The organism is Streptomyces sp. NPDC051286 (genome assembly GCF_044455345.1).
GTDB lineage: Bacteria > Actinomycetota > Actinomycetes > Streptomycetales > Streptomycetaceae > Streptomyces.
This window is the reverse complement of record NZ_JBITER010000010.1, coordinates 31,384-45,793: the sequence shown is the minus strand read 5'-3', so window position 1 is coordinate 45,793 and position 14,410 is coordinate 31,384. Positions and strand designations below refer to the sequence as shown.

The 14,410-nt window shown below is 70.5% G+C and carries 15 protein-coding genes; 7 read left to right on the top strand and 8 right to left on the bottom strand.

All coding sequences use genetic code 11. The features are described from left to right. Positions 1-18: 18 nt before the first annotated feature. Positions 19-846, bottom strand: coding sequence for a MerR family transcriptional regulator (locus ACIBB8_RS12810; protein WP_398951290.1), 828 nt, complete (start codon positions 844-846; stop codon positions 19-21). Between the two features lie 162 nt (positions 847-1,008). Beyond that, positions 1,009-1,212 carry a cold-shock protein gene (locus ACIBB8_RS12805; protein ID WP_037693088.1) on the bottom strand — a complete coding sequence of 68 codons (204 nt, stop codon included), beginning with the start codon at positions 1,210-1,212 and terminating at the stop codon, positions 1,009-1,011. Positions 1,213-1,614: 402 nt separating this feature from the next. Here ACIBB8_RS12805 and ACIBB8_RS12800 point away from each other — a divergent pair, with 402 nt between their 5' ends. Then, complete coding sequence (locus ACIBB8_RS12800) at positions 1,615-2,493, top strand: menaquinone biosynthetic enzyme MqnA/MqnD family protein (protein ID WP_398951287.1); 879 nt, start codon at positions 1,615-1,617, stop codon at positions 2,491-2,493. A 614-nt stretch (positions 2,494-3,107) separates the two neighbouring features. Here ACIBB8_RS12800 and ACIBB8_RS12795 read toward each other — a convergent pair. Then, positions 3,108-3,671: an ester cyclase gene (locus tag ACIBB8_RS12795; RefSeq protein WP_398951285.1), complete on the bottom strand. Its 564-nt coding sequence runs from the start codon at positions 3,669-3,671 to the stop codon at positions 3,108-3,110. Between the two features lie 37 nt (positions 3,672-3,708). Further along, positions 3,709-4,269: an NADPH-dependent FMN reductase gene (locus ACIBB8_RS12790; RefSeq protein ID WP_398951283.1), complete on the bottom strand. Its 561-nt coding sequence runs from the start codon at positions 4,267-4,269 to the stop codon at positions 3,709-3,711. Between the two features lie 209 nt (positions 4,270-4,478). Here ACIBB8_RS12790 and ACIBB8_RS12785 point away from each other — a divergent pair, with 209 nt between their 5' ends. From ACIBB8_RS12785 to ACIBB8_RS12770, 4 genes are all read left to right on the top strand, one after another. Beyond that, positions 4,479-4,952, top strand: coding sequence for a MarR family winged helix-turn-helix transcriptional regulator (locus ACIBB8_RS12785; RefSeq protein WP_398951281.1), 474 nt, complete (start codon positions 4,479-4,481; stop codon positions 4,950-4,952). Positions 4,953-5,232: 280 nt separating this feature from the next. After that, complete coding sequence (locus tag ACIBB8_RS12780) at positions 5,233-6,954, top strand: serine/threonine-protein kinase (protein WP_398951279.1); 1,722 nt, start codon at positions 5,233-5,235, stop codon at positions 6,952-6,954. Between the two features lie 72 nt (positions 6,955-7,026). Next, complete coding sequence (gene mqnC, locus ACIBB8_RS12775) at positions 7,027-8,226, top strand: cyclic dehypoxanthinyl futalosine synthase (RefSeq protein ID WP_359106458.1); 1,200 nt, start codon at positions 7,027-7,029, stop codon at positions 8,224-8,226. Positions 8,227-8,394: 168 nt separating this feature from the next. Beyond that, on the top strand, positions 8,395-9,048 hold the full coding sequence (locus tag ACIBB8_RS12770; protein WP_398951277.1) for an imidazolonepropionase-like domain-containing protein: 654 nt from the start codon (positions 8,395-8,397) through the stop codon (positions 9,046-9,048). 185 nt (positions 9,049-9,233) lie between these two features. Here ACIBB8_RS12770 and ACIBB8_RS12765 read toward each other — a convergent pair whose 3' ends face one another. Genes ACIBB8_RS12765 through ACIBB8_RS12755 form a run of 3 tightly spaced genes read right to left on the bottom strand, consistent with a single transcriptional unit; the run spans position 9,234 to position 11,594 of the window. Then, positions 9,234-10,142 carry a DUF3152 domain-containing protein gene (locus ACIBB8_RS12765; protein WP_398951275.1) on the bottom strand — a complete coding sequence of 303 codons (909 nt, stop codon included), beginning with the start codon at positions 10,140-10,142 and terminating at the stop codon, positions 9,234-9,236. Beyond that, positions 10,132-11,073, bottom strand: a complete 942-nt coding sequence (locus ACIBB8_RS12760) for a hypothetical protein (protein WP_398951273.1) — start codon at positions 11,071-11,073, stop codon at positions 10,132-10,134. The genes ACIBB8_RS12765 and ACIBB8_RS12760 overlap by 11 nt, the downstream gene beginning before the upstream one ends. An 11-nt stretch (positions 11,074-11,084) precedes the next feature. Next, complete coding sequence (locus tag ACIBB8_RS12755) at positions 11,085-11,594, bottom strand: SigE family RNA polymerase sigma factor (protein WP_398951271.1); 510 nt, start codon at positions 11,592-11,594, stop codon at positions 11,085-11,087. A gap of 148 nt (positions 11,595-11,742) precedes the next feature. On the opposite strand from ACIBB8_RS12755, the gene ACIBB8_RS12750 reads away from it, so the two are divergent. Then, positions 11,743-12,435 (top strand): demethylmenaquinone methyltransferase, encoded by a 693-nt coding sequence (locus tag ACIBB8_RS12750; RefSeq protein ID WP_398951268.1) that lies wholly within the window; start codon positions 11,743-11,745, stop codon positions 12,433-12,435. 97 nt (positions 12,436-12,532) lie between these two features. Next, positions 12,533-13,816 carry a geranylgeranyl reductase family protein gene (locus ACIBB8_RS12745; RefSeq protein ID WP_398951266.1) on the top strand — a complete coding sequence of 428 codons (1,284 nt, stop codon included), beginning with the start codon at positions 12,533-12,535 and terminating at the stop codon, positions 13,814-13,816. A gap of 117 nt (positions 13,817-13,933) precedes the next feature. On the opposite strand, the gene ACIBB8_RS12740 is transcribed toward ACIBB8_RS12745, so the two are convergent. Further along, positions 13,934-14,410, bottom strand: coding sequence for a DUF4265 domain-containing protein (locus tag ACIBB8_RS12740; RefSeq protein WP_398951264.1), 477 nt, complete (start codon positions 14,408-14,410; stop codon positions 13,934-13,936).

The window sequence follows — 14,410 nt, the reverse complement described above, 5'->3', positions numbered from 1 at the left end:
GGGCCCCACGGGCCGTCGTCAGGCCCTGGTCACCGGTTCCTGGAGCTCCGTCACCCACGTGTCCTTGTCCTCCGGGCACTCCAGGTTGATCTCCCGGGTGTACCCCAGTGACCGGTACCCGTTGGTGTCCAGCCAGCGGGCCAGCGTCTGCTCGGTGGTGAGAACCCCGTCCATCGAACCGCGGTGGACGATGGTCGCCGCCTCGAACGCGGGCAGGTCGACCACCGTGACGCCGGTGTCGCCGACCGGGCCGACCGGGGCGGAGACCGTCACCCCTGCGTGCACTGTGATCGCGCCGTCGCCCGCCGGGGCGTCCTCGTAGCGCGCGATGCCCGGGCCGGTGGGGCTGATTCCGGCCGCCTCCAGCAGCGGGAACAGCCGGTCGTACAGCGGTCCGATCACCGCAGTGATGGCCTGCGGCTCGTAGCCGGACGCGGTCCCCGTCAGCTCCGCCACCCGTACCGCGGGAACGTTCTTGATCACAACGTCGTCCATGGGCATGTGCCCCTCGCTCTCGATCGACCGGAGTCTCGCCTCGACCTGCGCCAGCCGCGCCGCCGCTGCGGCCATGGCCGCCTCCAGCTCCGCCTGCCGCAGTCGCAGCATTCCGCGGAGCTCCTCGGGTCCGACCTGCTCGTCGAGGACGGCCTGCACCTGCTGGAGCGTGAAGCCGAGATCCTTGAGAGCGATGATGCGGTTGAGGCGGGCGAGCTGAGCGGCACCGTAGTAGCGGTAGCCGGTCGCGGGGTCGGTGCGGTCGGGAAGCAGGAGTCCGATGGCGTCGTAGTGACGCAGCATCCGGGCCGACACCCGTCCGTACCTGGCGAAATCTCCGATGGTGAACATGATGTCTCCCAGTGCACGCCCTCACACGGTGTCAAGGTCAAGCGCCCGTCCGCGGCGGCACCGAGCGGGCCATCACAAGGCAGGAGCCCCGCTCCCCGCCGAGGCGGGGGAGCGGGGCTCCTTGGGTACTGCATGCCGGCCGCGATCGGCCGACCCGGGCAACTAGGCCGGGCTGACGTTCTCAGCCTGCGGGCCCTTCGGCCCCTGAGTGACGTCGAAGTTCACGACCTGGTTCTCCTCGAGGGAGCGGAACCCGGACGCGTTGATCGCGGAGTAGTGGACGAAGACATCCGGGCCGCCGCCGTCCTGGGCGATGAAGCCGAAGCCCTTTTCAGCGTTGAACCACTTGACGGTTCCGGTAGCCATAAGCCCTCCTTGGGCCAAAGGGTTGCCCTGCTCCAGAACCTGCAAAGAAGTCTGAAAACTACAAAAGCCTGCGGGTTACATGCTCCGCAGGCTCTGTACTGCAAGGGAAACCAAACTGCAACTTGCGTTGAGCCTAGCACGCAGCGTGTGCGGAACGGTAGAGGGAAAGATCACTTCACCCGGATGTTTGATTGCCCTGCCGAGAGACTGACGGAGATAGCGGTCAGAAGGGGGCTTGGGGATGTCGTTCGGGTGGCGCGGAGGTGGCCGCGGGGGACACGCCGGGGCGCAGGACCGGCAGGCGCGGAGGCGCGGGACCGGCAGGCGCGGAGGCGCGGGACCGGGCGGGCCCCTCCGCGCCCCGGTGGTGGCGGGATGCCCGCACGGGTCTAGCCTCGCGACGTGGACAATTCAACCGTCTCTCCCGCAGCAGGCGACGACCGTCGCAGCAGGCCGCGCGTCGGCCACATCCAGTTCCTGAACTGCCTCCCCCTCTACTGGGGCCTGGCGCGGACCGGAACCCTGCTCGACCTGGAGCTGTCGAAGGACACCCCGGAGAAGCTCAGCGAGCAACTGGTACGCGGTGACCTCGACATCGGCCCCATCACCCTCGTCGAGTACCTGCGCAACGCCGATCAGCTCGTCGCCTTCCCCGATATCGCGGTCGGCTGCGACGGGCCCGTCATGTCGTGCGTGATCGTGTCGCAGCTGCCCCTGGAGCAGCTCGACGGGGCCCGGGTGGCACTCGGTTCGACCTCGCGCACCTCCGTACGACTCGCTCAGCTGCTGCTCGCCGAGCGGTACGAGGTGACGCCCGACTACTACACCTGCCCGCCCGACCTCGGCCTGATGATGCAGGAGGCGGACGCCGCCGTGCTGATCGGCGATGCCGCGCTGCGCGCCTCGCTGCACGACGCGCCGCGCCTCGGTCTGCAGGTCCATGACCTGGGGCAGATGTGGAAGGAGTGGACGGGGCTGCCGTTCGTCTTCGCGGTCTGGGCGGCGCGCAAGGACTATCTGGCCGCGCACCCGGCCGTGGTGGAGGAGGTGCACCGGGCGTTCCTCGCCTCGCGGGACCTGTCGCTGGAAGAGGTCGCCAAGGTCGCCGAGACGGCGGCGCGGTGGGAGGTCTTCGACGCGGAGCTGCTGGAGCGGTACTTCACGACGCTGGACTTCCGCTTCGGTCCGGACCAGCTGTCGGGCGTACGTGAGTTCGCCCGCCGGACCGGGGCGACGACCGGTTTCCCGGTGGACGTGAACGTCGAGCTGCTCGACAACTGATCCGGCACCGGCCACTGCGCGGGGGAATGGGCCCGGGCGACAGGTGAATACTGCACCTTCTTCTGGCTTCCCCGTTCCCTCCCGTGCTGTTTATCGCACTGCCCTGTGGATTCCTTTACGGCGAATGCCACGAATGCCGCGGTCGGACAGCTCGCACGTCCTGCCCCGAATAGCGGACGGTGTACGGGGTGAGTCCAGGTCGAGTCCCGGATTCGATCGAGTGAACGACTCATTCGCGTCTTTTGCTGTGTCGAAAACCGCGGTTCGTTCCCATAGGGGTGAAATCGGCCGGTGGTTTCTCTGCGATCGCACGACTTCCGCCCCCTGGATGAATGAGTCCGATGTCCCGCCCACTCCGGACCGGGTCGTCGAGCGGGGCATCGGCCGGAGCGCCCCGCCCGTCGAGGTCCACGGCGGCGGATGTTACGCGGCGAGAAACACCCGCGCCCGTCACCCGCGCCCGTCACCCGGGCCAGGCGGCTCCAGGCCCTCGTCGCCGGTGTTCGGGCATGCACCACTGCCGCCCGGACACCGCACCCGGGAACCTGGAATGAACGCCACGGGCGAGGATGTCCCGCACTTTCCCCGCGCGGGGCTGTGCCGGTGACGTTGCGTCAGGTGTTCTCGCCGCGGAGTATCTGCAGGAACCTGCCGAAGTTCCCCTCCGACCAGTGCTCGACTGACTGGCCGCCCACGACGCGGTCGATCGAGATGCCGCTGAGGTGGACCTCGCGGCCGGACGGGGGGATTCCCAGGATCGTCCCCGTGTGGACGCCGCCGAGGCTCCAGCGGGTGACCACCTTGGTGCCCTCCGTGATCTGGTCGAACACGTCCAGGCGGTAGCCGGTGAGCGACGCCTTCAGTTCGAGGTCGCCCGCGACCCAGGCCGAGCGCTCGTTGGGGCCGTCGAACCCGTGGAGCACGAGGTCCTTCGAGATGTACCGCTCGAAGCCGGCGGCCAGGTCCCCGTTGTAGCTGGCGTAGAACGCCGCGGCGACCTGCCGCGGCGAGAGGCGCGAGCCGGACGGGGCTCCGTACGATTCCTGGCTCTGGGCCTCGGCCGGAGTGGCGACGGTGGCGAGGGCCGCGGCGGCGCCGAGACCGGTGATGGTGCCGATCATCCTGCGCCGGCTCGGGGTGGGGTCGGATGCGGCCTCGATGGGCTTCTTGGCGGCCATGCGAACTCCTGGTGGGTGAGTTGTCGGGGGCGTGGGGTCAGCGGGAGCGCAGTGGGGCGAGGGCGTTGGTCCACGTGATGACCTGGTCGAGGGTGGTGGTGAGGGCGTCGTGCTGGGCGTCGATGGGCTTGAAGGCGCTGAAGTTCTCGAAGTCGTTGAAGAGGGAGAGGGCGACCTGGGAGCGCACGTCGGCCATCTGGAGTTCGCCGGCGATGAGGCGCAGGTGCTCCACGGCGCGGGTGCCGCCGGTCGCGCCGTAGCTGACGAAGCCGACGGCCTTGTTGGTCCACTCGGCGTAGAGGAAATCGATGGCGTTCTTCAGCGCGCCGGGCACCGAGCGGTTGTACTCGGGGGTGACGATCACGTAGCCGTCGAAGGACGCGATCTTCTCCGCCCAGGCCTGGGTGTGCGGCTGGGCGTACTGGCCCATCGACGGGGGGTAGGCCTCGTCGAGCAGCGGGAGCTTGTGGTCCGCCAGGTCGACGAGTTCGAACTCGGCGTCGGTGCGCCGGGCTGCGCTCTCGTGCACCCAGCGGGCGACGGCCTCGCCGTTCCGTCCGGGGCGGGTGCTTCCGAGGATGATGCCGATCTTGGTCATGGTGACCCTCTCTGTTCTCTTGCCGCGCAGCCCGGCAGGTGCTTGCCCCGTCAAGCAAATGCTTGACGGGTGAAGTACATAGCGAACCGCTTGCCGCGTCAAGTACTTGATGGGGCGTGTCGATGGAGGCGCGTCGGTGGGGGTGTAGGGGCAGGGCCGTTTCGCACTCCCCATGGCTCCTTGACTCGTCAAGGAGTTAAGGTGAGGAAATGCCCTCCGACCAGCAGCCCTTGCAGCCCCTCACCCCGAGCGAGGAGGCGTTCGTGCGTGAGCTGAGCCGCGTCATGCTGGCACTGCCACGCGCGGTCGACGCCGACATCGTGCGCGAAGCCGGGCTTCCGCTCTCCGAGTACACGCCCCTGATGCACCTGTCCGAGACGCCCGGGAAAGCGATGCGGATGAGCGAGCTCGCCGCCGCCTGCAGCATTTCCCTCAGCGGCATGACCCGCGTCGTCACCCGGCTGGAGAAGCAGGGCTGGGTCGAGCGCACCAAGTGCGCCCAGGACGGGCGTGGATGGAACGCCGCTCTGACCGACACCGGCCTCGCCCGCCTCGAACAGGCCTGGCCGGCGTTTCTGGTCAGCGTGCGACGACACCTCGTCGACCACTTCAGGGGCCAGGACCTCACCGACCTCACCGCCACGCTCCAACACGTCGCGACCTCCGAGGACGGGCCGAGCTGATGTCACACCCTCACCAGCGCAAACATCGCCAGTCACGGCATTAGGGCCGGTTCTGAGTTCCCTGCCTGCGCCCCGGCGCCCGGCACGCACACTCGCCGCACGGCCCCGCAGGACAGGTGGCTCCGCCACATGACCTGCGACACCGCACGCCGATCGCACGCACCGACCACCGCTGCGCCCGCGCTTCGCGCGAACAACGGGGAACTCAGAACAGGCCCTGGTGCCGGGAGGGGCACTAGGCTTCGCTCGGAGGTCCGGCCGGTCCACAGGGGGAGTCCGTATGCAGCCGCTGGAAGCCGGCGAACCGCTCACCATCGGTGCCTACCGGTTACTCGGCAGACTGGGTGCGGGCGGCATGGGCCGGGTGTATCTGGGACGCAGTGCGGGCGGACGCACCGTCGCGGTCAAGGTCGTCCATCCGCACTTCGCACTCGACGAACAGTTCCGTGCCCGGTTCCGGCGCGAGGTCGACGCGGCGCGGCGGATCGGCGCCCAGTGGACGGCGCCCGTCCTGGACGCCGATCCGGACGCACCCGTGCCGTGGGTCGCCACCGGCTATGTCGCCGGGCCGCCGCTGTCGGCCGCGGTCACCGAGCACGGGCCACTGCCCGAGCAGGCGGTACGGACCCTGGGCGCCGGACTCGCGGAGGCCCTGGCCGCCGTGCACGGGCAGGGGCTCATCCACCGCGACGTGAAGCCGTCCAACGTCCTGCTCGCCCTCGACGGCCCCCGCCTCATCGACTTCGGCATCGCCCGGGCGATCGACGCCACCGCCTCGCTCACCTCCACCGGGGTCTCGGTCGGCTCGCCCGGCTACATGGCCCCGGAGCAGATCCGGGGTCTGGAGATCTCGGGGGCCGCCGATGTCTTCTCACTCGGTGCGGTGCTCGCGTACGCGGCGACGGGCGACGCCCCCTTCCTCGGCGACTCCTCGGCGGTACTCCTCTACAAGGTGGTGCACGAGGAGCCGGAGCTGGGTGAGATCGAGGGCGAACTGCGGGACGTGATCGCCACGTGCCTGGCGAAGGACCCGGCGTGTCGGCCCACCCCGACGGAGCTCGCCCGGCAGCTGGCACCCGGCGGGGCGGCGGCTGCGGTGGCGGCGGGCTGGCTGCCCGGACCGCTGGTGCGCGAGGTCAGCCGCTCGGCAGTGGCGCTGCTGGACCTGGAGCCGCAGGACGGGCCTGTGCAGTCGGGACCGGTGCCGTTCAGCAAAGCCTCCCTCACCGCCTACGGCTCCGCCGACAGCAACGGCGCGCCCGGAGTGTTCGGGCCGCCGATCGAGCCGGCCCGGACGTTCCCGCCGTCCGAGGCCGGGGACCACGACCCGGGCGGGCTCCCCGGCCTCCGTACCCCCGATTCACGGTTCTCCGTCACCGTCGGCGCCGGCTCCGGACCCGGCCCCACCGGCCGGAACCGCGGCCGCAGGCTCAGCTGCACCGTCGCCCTCGCCGTGGCGGGCGCGCTCGCCGCCGTGACCGTCGGCGGCGCCCTCCTCCTCGACCTGCTGCCGGGCGTCGGTGGCAGCGACGCCGAGCACGGCGGGGTCGCCCAGCCCCCTGCCGCGTCCTCCGGCGCGTCGCCGAACCCGGCGGACGAGGGATACGACGGTGCGGGCCAGGTCACCGCGCTGCCCAAGACGTTCGTCGGTACCTGGACGGGGCCGCTGACCGAGAAGACGACCGGGCAGCCGCACGGCACCCTCACCGCGGTGTTCACCGAGGGGAAGAAGGGCACGGACGTCGTCCGTATGAACACCACCTTCTCTGCCCTCGGAGTGACCGTCAGCTGCAACAGCATCGCGAAGCTCTCCTCCGGCACCGCCGAGGAACTGACGCTGCGGGAGCGCGCCGACCCGGACCGGCCCGGAACCGCCGGGCTCTGCACGCAGACCACGACCGACGTCACCTTCACCCTCACCGGGGACGGCACACTCCGCTTCCGGTCCGAGGAGCGGGGCGCGGGGCTTCCGTACGGCACACTCGCCCGGTCCGGCAACTGACCCCGGGAGGGGCTGGCGTAGGCTGAACCGGTCCATGGATCCGTTGAAAAACCGCCGAAAGGTGACAGCCCGGTGACCGAGAAGGCCGACCTCCAGCCCATCCTCGACCGAGCCGCCGAAGGCGGCCGGATCACTCCGGAGGAGGCCCTCGACCTCTACCGGTCGGCACCCCTGCACGCGCTGGGCGCGGCCGCCGACGCCGTGCGCCGACGCCGCTACGCCGGTACGGAGCACATCGCGACGTACATCATCGAGCGCAACATCAACTACACCAACGTGTGCGTCACGGCCTGCAAGTTCTGCGCCTTCTACGCCGCACCGAAGGACACCGCCAAGGGCTGGTCCCGCGACCTCGACGACATCCTGCGCCGCTGCGCGGAGACCGTCGAGCTCGGCGGCACGCAGATCATGTTCCAGGGAGGACACCACCCGGACTACGGCGTCGAGTACTACGAGGAGCACTTCTCCGCGATCAAGAAGGCGTTCCCGCAGCTGGTCATCCACTCGCTGGGCGCCTCCGAGGTCGAGCACATGGCCCGGATCTCCAAGGTCTCCGTGGAGGAGGCCATCCAGCGGATCCACGCCGCCGGTCTTGACTCCTTCGCCGGCGCCGGCGCCGAGCTGCTGCCGGCCCGGCCGCGCAAGGCGATCGCCCCGCTCAAGGAGTCCGGCGAGCGCTGGCTGGAGATCATGGAGGCGGCGCACCGGCTCGGTGTCGAGTCCACCTCCACGATGCTGATGGGCACCGGCGAGACCAACGCCGAGCGCATCGAGCACCTGCGGATGATCCGCGACGTACAGGACCGGACCGGTGGCTTCCGCGCGTTCATCCCGTACACGTACCAGCCGGAGAACAACCACCTGAAGGGCCGGACGCAGGCCACGCTCTTCGAGTACCTGCGGATGATCGCCATCGCCCGGCTCTTCCTCGACAACGTCGCCCACATCCAGGGCTCCTGGCTGACGACCGGCAAGGAGGTCGGTCAGCTGTCGCTGCACTACGGCGCCGACGACCTCGGCTCGATCATGCTGGAGGAGAACGTCGTCTCCTCCGCCGGTGCCAAGCACCGCTCCAACCGACTGGAGATCATCGACCTGATCCGCAAGGCGGGCCGGGTCCCGGCGCAGCGCGCCACGACGTACGAGCACCTCGTCGTCCACGACGACCCGGCGAACGACCCGGTCGACGAGCGCGTCGTTTCGCACATCTCGTCCACCGCGATCGAGGGCGGCACCGCACACCCGGAGCTCAAGCTCCTCAGCGCCAACTGAGGCCGACCGGCACATGGGCGGTGGGAGAAGGAGCGGGGCTGGGTGCGTGCAGCTGCAAGACGGAGGATTGAGGCATGGCGGAGCCGTGGTGATTGACGACAACGCGGCAGATGTGCGCACCCAGCCCCGCGCCGCCGCCCCCCATGTACCGGTCGGCCTGGGGCTGTCGTGCTGACCGTTCACGCCGCGCCGCTGGTTCTTCCGGTCGGCGCGGCTGCCGTCGCGCAGGGCGCGGTCGCCGTGGACGGCGACCGGATCGTCGCCCTCGGACCGTACGACGAGGTCGTCGCCGCCCACCCTGCTGCCCGGGTCCGCCAGTGGCCGGGCGTCCTGACGCCCGGTCTGCGGCAGTGGCACGCAGTCTGGCTGCTGACCCGCTGCTACCACCCCGACCCGCGCGAGGCGGACGAGCTCGGTGACCGGCCGCTGTGGGGCGAGGCGTTCGAACGGCTGGCCGGCGAGATGGACGCGGCGCGGTGGGCGGGCAGCGTACGGCGCGGGTTGCAGCAGATGCTGCGGCACGGCACCACACACCTCGCGGGCCGGTTCCACGACCCGGTCGTCCGCACCGCCGTGGACCGCTCGGGGCTGACCGAGGTTTCGGCCGTCGCCGCCCCCGGCATCCTGGTCGGCGCACCGAGCCTGGACCCGTTCGCGGAGGGCCACGGCCTGCCCGGCTCCGTGCACGGCCCGCTCACCGTCGGCGGCCGCGCCGACCTCGCCGTCTTCGACGTACCGGACGAGGACGCGCTCTGTGCGGTGGGCGCCGGGGCGTGCATCGCCACGGTGCTGGGCGGGCGGCTGGTGTACCGGCGGCGCTAGGGCGTGTTTCGAAAGGAGCGTCGTCCGCCCGTAGGGCGGGCCAGGCGGCGTCTGGTGCGTGCGATCGCAAGACGGAGGGGTGCCCCGATACCGGTCGTATCGGGGCGAGCCCGACAACGCAGCGAGCGCGCGGGCCAGGCGTCGCCAGGCAGGCGGGACTTTCGAAACACGCCCTAGGGCGCCCGTCAGGGAACGGACGGGCCACTTATGTACCTGCCCGTGGCCGTGTACGGCCAGGCGTTGGCGACGCACCCCCGTAACCCGTCGATCTGCTGCATCATCGCGGGCGCGGGGCGTCCCGGCCCCGGACAGGTCTCGTGGCCGTGGCCCAGCCAGTGGCCGACCTCGTGGTTGATGATCAGCGCCCGGTACTCGGCGAGCGGCCCGCCGAACTGCGGCGAGCCCTGCGTCCACCGCTTCAGGTTCACCACGACCGTGCTGCCGACGCGGCAGTTGACCTCGCCCCGCGTGTGCAGCCCGTACGCCCCGCAGAGCCGGTCGACGGTGTCCGGCGTCGCGATACGGATCACCAGACCGGCCGGGCCCGAGCCGACCTGCCGGAACGCGTCATGCCCGGTGCGGGTCCAGCCGCGGGGGTCGGCGAGCACCCCGGAGACCGCGGCGGCGGCCGGACCGGCGGTCAGACCGCTGCCCCGCTCCACCTCGACGCGGTAGTCGTGGACCGTGCCCGTGCCATGAGCGGCTGCGGACGCCGGGGCGGCGGTGACGAACGTGCCGGAGCCGTGGCCGGGCACGGACCCGGACGGGTTCCGCGTCCCGGCCGACCGCTCCTTCTTGCCGTCGTGGGAGCCGGCCGTCGAGCCGGCGGGTTCCGGACTGCGGGGCACGGAACGGGAGTCGGGTTCGACGGCCGTGGCCGACCGGGTCACAGACGGCCGGACCGACGGGGTGTTCGACGCCGCCGACGCCCCGTCCCCACCGCCCCACGGCCCCCACACCAGCGCCCCGCAGAGCAGCGCGCCCGGCACCAGCACGGCGCCCAGCACCCGTATCCGGGTCCGTCGGCGGCGGGCGCGCCGGGTCGCGCCGCGGCCGCGGCCACGCGCCCTGCGGCCCCGTGCCTCACCCGCCACGGACGGACTCCTGCTTCGGCTCCATCGGGTTCGCGTCCGCGTATCGCACCAGGTTCAGGAAGCGGGAGTCCCGTGCGATGTGGAGCAACTGGTCCATGGTGACCGGCGCCGAGACCATGGAGGAGTCGTCGCCGTCCGCCGAGAGGAGGACGGTGCTGTGGCCGAACTCGAAGCGGACACTCACACCGACGATGTCCTTCCCGCCCTTCGAGTTCCCGGTCGCGGTGACGGTGCGGGCCACGATGCCGCCGGGCAGCTGTGCCTTCTCGCACCGGTACTTCTTCATCGGGTCGTACTGGCAGGGGACCTCCGGGCCGCCGGACGAGTCACCGGTGGGGCGTACGGAGAAGACGACGGGGAAGACGCTGCCCTGGGACGCGCCCTGGTACCGGCTGACCGCCAGATCGACCGGGCGGACGGTACCGAACGCCGCCGGCAGCATCGTGTCGAACAACGCCGCCGCGACCTGCTGGAACTGTTCCATCCGCCTGCGCTCGGCGGGGGGCAGGTCCGCCATGGACGACTCGCCCGGGGTGGGCTCGACGTGCACCGGCGTGCGCAGCGGCTCGGTGGGAACGGGGGTCGGCTTGACGAAGTCGCTCGCGGGCCCGGTGGGGGCGGGCGAGGCAGTCCCGTCGCTGCGGCCCGGGGCGGGCGCCCCGACCTGTGCGGTGCCGTTGCCCGTACCACTGCCGGCGCCGTTGCCCGTGCCCCAGGACGGCAGCGTCGCACCGAACACCCCGAGCGCCACCACCCCGGCCACCCCCGCGCCGATGGCCGCCCGCGCCCTGGTGCGACGCCTGCGCCCCTCGGCGAGCGCGATCGGCACCAGGTCCGGCAGCGGTGGCGCCCCCTCGGCCGCCTCCGTCATCGCCTCCCTGATCCGCTGCGTCCCGGTCTCCTCCGGCGCGCCTTCCGAAAGCATGTCCATGACGGTTCTCCTCAGCTGCGGGTGGTGTAGAGGTGCGGGTCGCCCAGCCGCGTACGCAGCGTGGCGAGCGAGCGCGAGCACTGGCTCTTGACGGTGGATTCGCTGCAGCGCAGCAGCTCGGCGACCGTCTGCACACCCAGGTCCTCCCAGTAGCGCAGGACGACCATCGCCCGGGCGCGGGGCGGCAGTTCGGCCAGGGCGGACAGCAGCGTCACCGTCAACTCGGGACCCACCACGGGCGGCGGGGTGTCGACCCGGCTGTGGGCCAGGAAGTCGCGGAGCCGCCGTCGGCGTTCGGCGAGATACGTCCGGGTGAGGACGGTGCGCGCATAGGCGGCGGGATGGTCGGCGGCGCTCGCCCGGTGCCAGTGCTGGAACAGCTTGGCGAGCGTCGTCTGCGTCAGATCGCGGGCGCTCTCCGCATCACCGCACAGCAGATATGCGGTCCGGTACAGACGCCGTTGGTTCGCCCGGGCGAACTCCTCGAAGCCGGTGGAGTCCCGACTGCGGTCTGCGGTCATCTGTCCCCCTCTCCGGTTCCTCGGTGGTCTCTCACCCCTGTACTGAGTCGCCTCGCGCCCAAAAGGTTGAAGCCGGCTTTCGAGCGGCTCCGGGGGCCGACGCACGACCGGCGCGAGGTGTCCGCGGCCGGGCTGCTTGAATGGGTGGGTGACCCGAGCATCCCTGGACAAGCAGCCGCACGAAGTCGCTTCGATGTTCGACGACGTGGCGGCGAACTACGACCTCACCAACGATGTGCTGTCGCTCGGCCAGGCCCGGCTGTGGCGCAAGGAAGTCGCGAAGGCGGTGCACGCCCGCCCCGCGGAAAAGGTCCTCGACCTGGCTGCGGGCACGGCTACGTCCTCGCTGCCGTTCGCCGCGACCGGCGCGTACGTCGTGCCGTGTGACTTCTCCGTCGGCATGCTGCAGGTCGGCAAGAAGCGTCACCCGTGGATGCCGTTCACGGCGGGCGACGCCACGAAGCTGCCGTTCCGCGACGAGACGTTCGACGCGGTGACGATTTCCTTCGGGCTGCGCAACGTCCAGGACACGGATGGGGCACTGCGCGAGCTGTACCGCGTGACGAAGCCGGGCGGCCGCGTGGTCATCTGCGAGTTCTCGCAGCCGACCTGGGCGCCGTTCCGCACGGTCTACACCGAGTACCTGATGCGGGCACTGCCGCCGGTCGCGCGCGCGGTGTCGTCCAACCCCGACGCGTACGTCTATCTCGCCGAGTCGATCCGCGCCTGGCCCGATCAGGCCGGGCTCGCGCAGCTGCTGCAGAAGGCGGGCTGGTCGAAGGTGGCCTGGCGCGATCTGACGGGCGGTGTCGTGGCACTGCACAGGGGCGTACGCCCCTGACACGGAGCCCTTCGGAAAGTTGGCCAGCAGGCACCCATAGACTGCACGGGACATGTGCCGCGCGGCACGCGATTTCGAGTCTTCGGGAGATCCGACCGTGACCGAGCCCCTGTCCGAACACAGCGCGGATGTGATCGTCGTCGGGGCAGGCCCAGCCGGCTCCACGACCGCGTACTACCTCGCCAAGGCCGGACTCGACGTTCTCCTGCTGGAGAAGACCGCCTTCCCGCGCGAGAAGGTCTGCGGCGACGGTCTCACCCCGCGCGCCACCAAGCAGCTCGTCGCCATGGGCATCGACATCTCCGAAGAGGCCGGCTGGCTGCGCAACAAGGGGCTGCGCATCATCGGCGGCGGCGTCCGGCTGCAGCTGGACTGGCCGGATCTCGCCTCATATCCGGACTACGGACTGGTTCGCAAGCGCGACGACTTTGACGAGCAGCTGGCACGCCAGGCGCAGAAGGCGGGCGCCCGGCTCTACGAGCGGTGCAATGTCGGCGCCCCGATCACCGACGAGCGCACCGGCCGCATCATCGGTGTGAACGCGAAGCTCGGCGAGGAGAAGACCCCGGTCACCTTCCATGCCCCGCTCGTCGTCGCCGCCGACGGCAACTCCACCCGGCTGTCGCTCGCCATGGGCCTGCACCGCCGCGAGGACCGCCCGATGGGTGTCGCGGTCCGTACGTATTTCACCTCCCCGCGCCATGACGACGACTACCTGGAGTCCTGGCTGGAGCTGTGGGACCGGCGCGGCCCCCAGGACCGGCTGCTGCCCGGCTACGGCTGGATCTTCGGTATGGGCGACGGCACGTCCAACGTCGGCCTCGGCATCCTCAACTCGTCGTCCGCCTTCAAGGAGCTGGACTGGCGGGAGGTCCTCAAGGCGTGGTGCGCGTCCATGCCGGAGGACTGGGGCTACACCCCGGAGAACATGACGATGCCGATCCGCGGCGCCGCGCTCCCCATGGCGTTCAACCGCCAGCCGCACTACACCAAGGGGCTGCTGCTCGTCGGTGACGCGGGCGGCATGGTCAACCCGTTCAACGGCGAAGGCATCGCGTACGCCATGGAGTCGGGCCAGATCGCCGCGGACGTCATCGTCCAGGCGCACGCCCGCGCGACCTCCGCCCAGCGCGAACTGGCGTTGCACAGCTACCCGAAGATCCTGAAGGAGACCTACGGCGGCTACTACACGATGGGCCGCGCCTTCGTGAAGCTCATCGGCAACCCGAAGGTCATGAAGATCGCCACCCAGCGCGGTCTGACGCACCCGCTGCTGATGAAGTTCACGCTGAAGATGCTCGCCAACCTCACCGACCCGACCGGCGGCGACGCGATGGACCGCATCATCAACGGCCTCTCGAAGGTGGCCCCCAAAGCTTGATCATTCAAACCGTTTGACATCAACGCCGTTGCGTTTGACATCAACGCCGTCGCGTTTGACGTCACTGGTTCGCCTGCCGCAGATCTGAGGCAGGCGAACCGGGGGCTCTTGTGACGGTCAGGCGTCCCGCCAGGCGTCAGTGCCGCAGCCCACCTCGAAGTGCCACCACGCTTCCGCCTCGCCGCGGGCCAAGAGGGCCTTGATCCCCGCGTGGTCGGCGTCGGCCGGCACGTTGAAGGCCACCATCGGGAAGTCCTCGCTGAACACCTCGCCGCCGAGCCCGAACACCGAGAGGCGCTCGTGTACTGCCCGAGCACTGCGGCCCAGTGGCCCGGAGGGGATGGGTACCACCCGGATCGTGCAGTTGCCGGACGCGCTGACCCGGCCCACGGCCCAATGCATCCCCTTGGCGTCCGTCCGGAACCGCACTATGTCACCCGTGGCGACGCCGTCCTGCAGAAAGGCGACGTTCTGTACCCGGGCGGTGTCGGCACTGAGTCGGTCAGCCCACAAACCCTCGGTGTCTTGGGGGAGCCAACCCTCCCGGGGCACGAACCTGAACCAGACCTTGAGTCGTTGCTCGACCACGTTCAC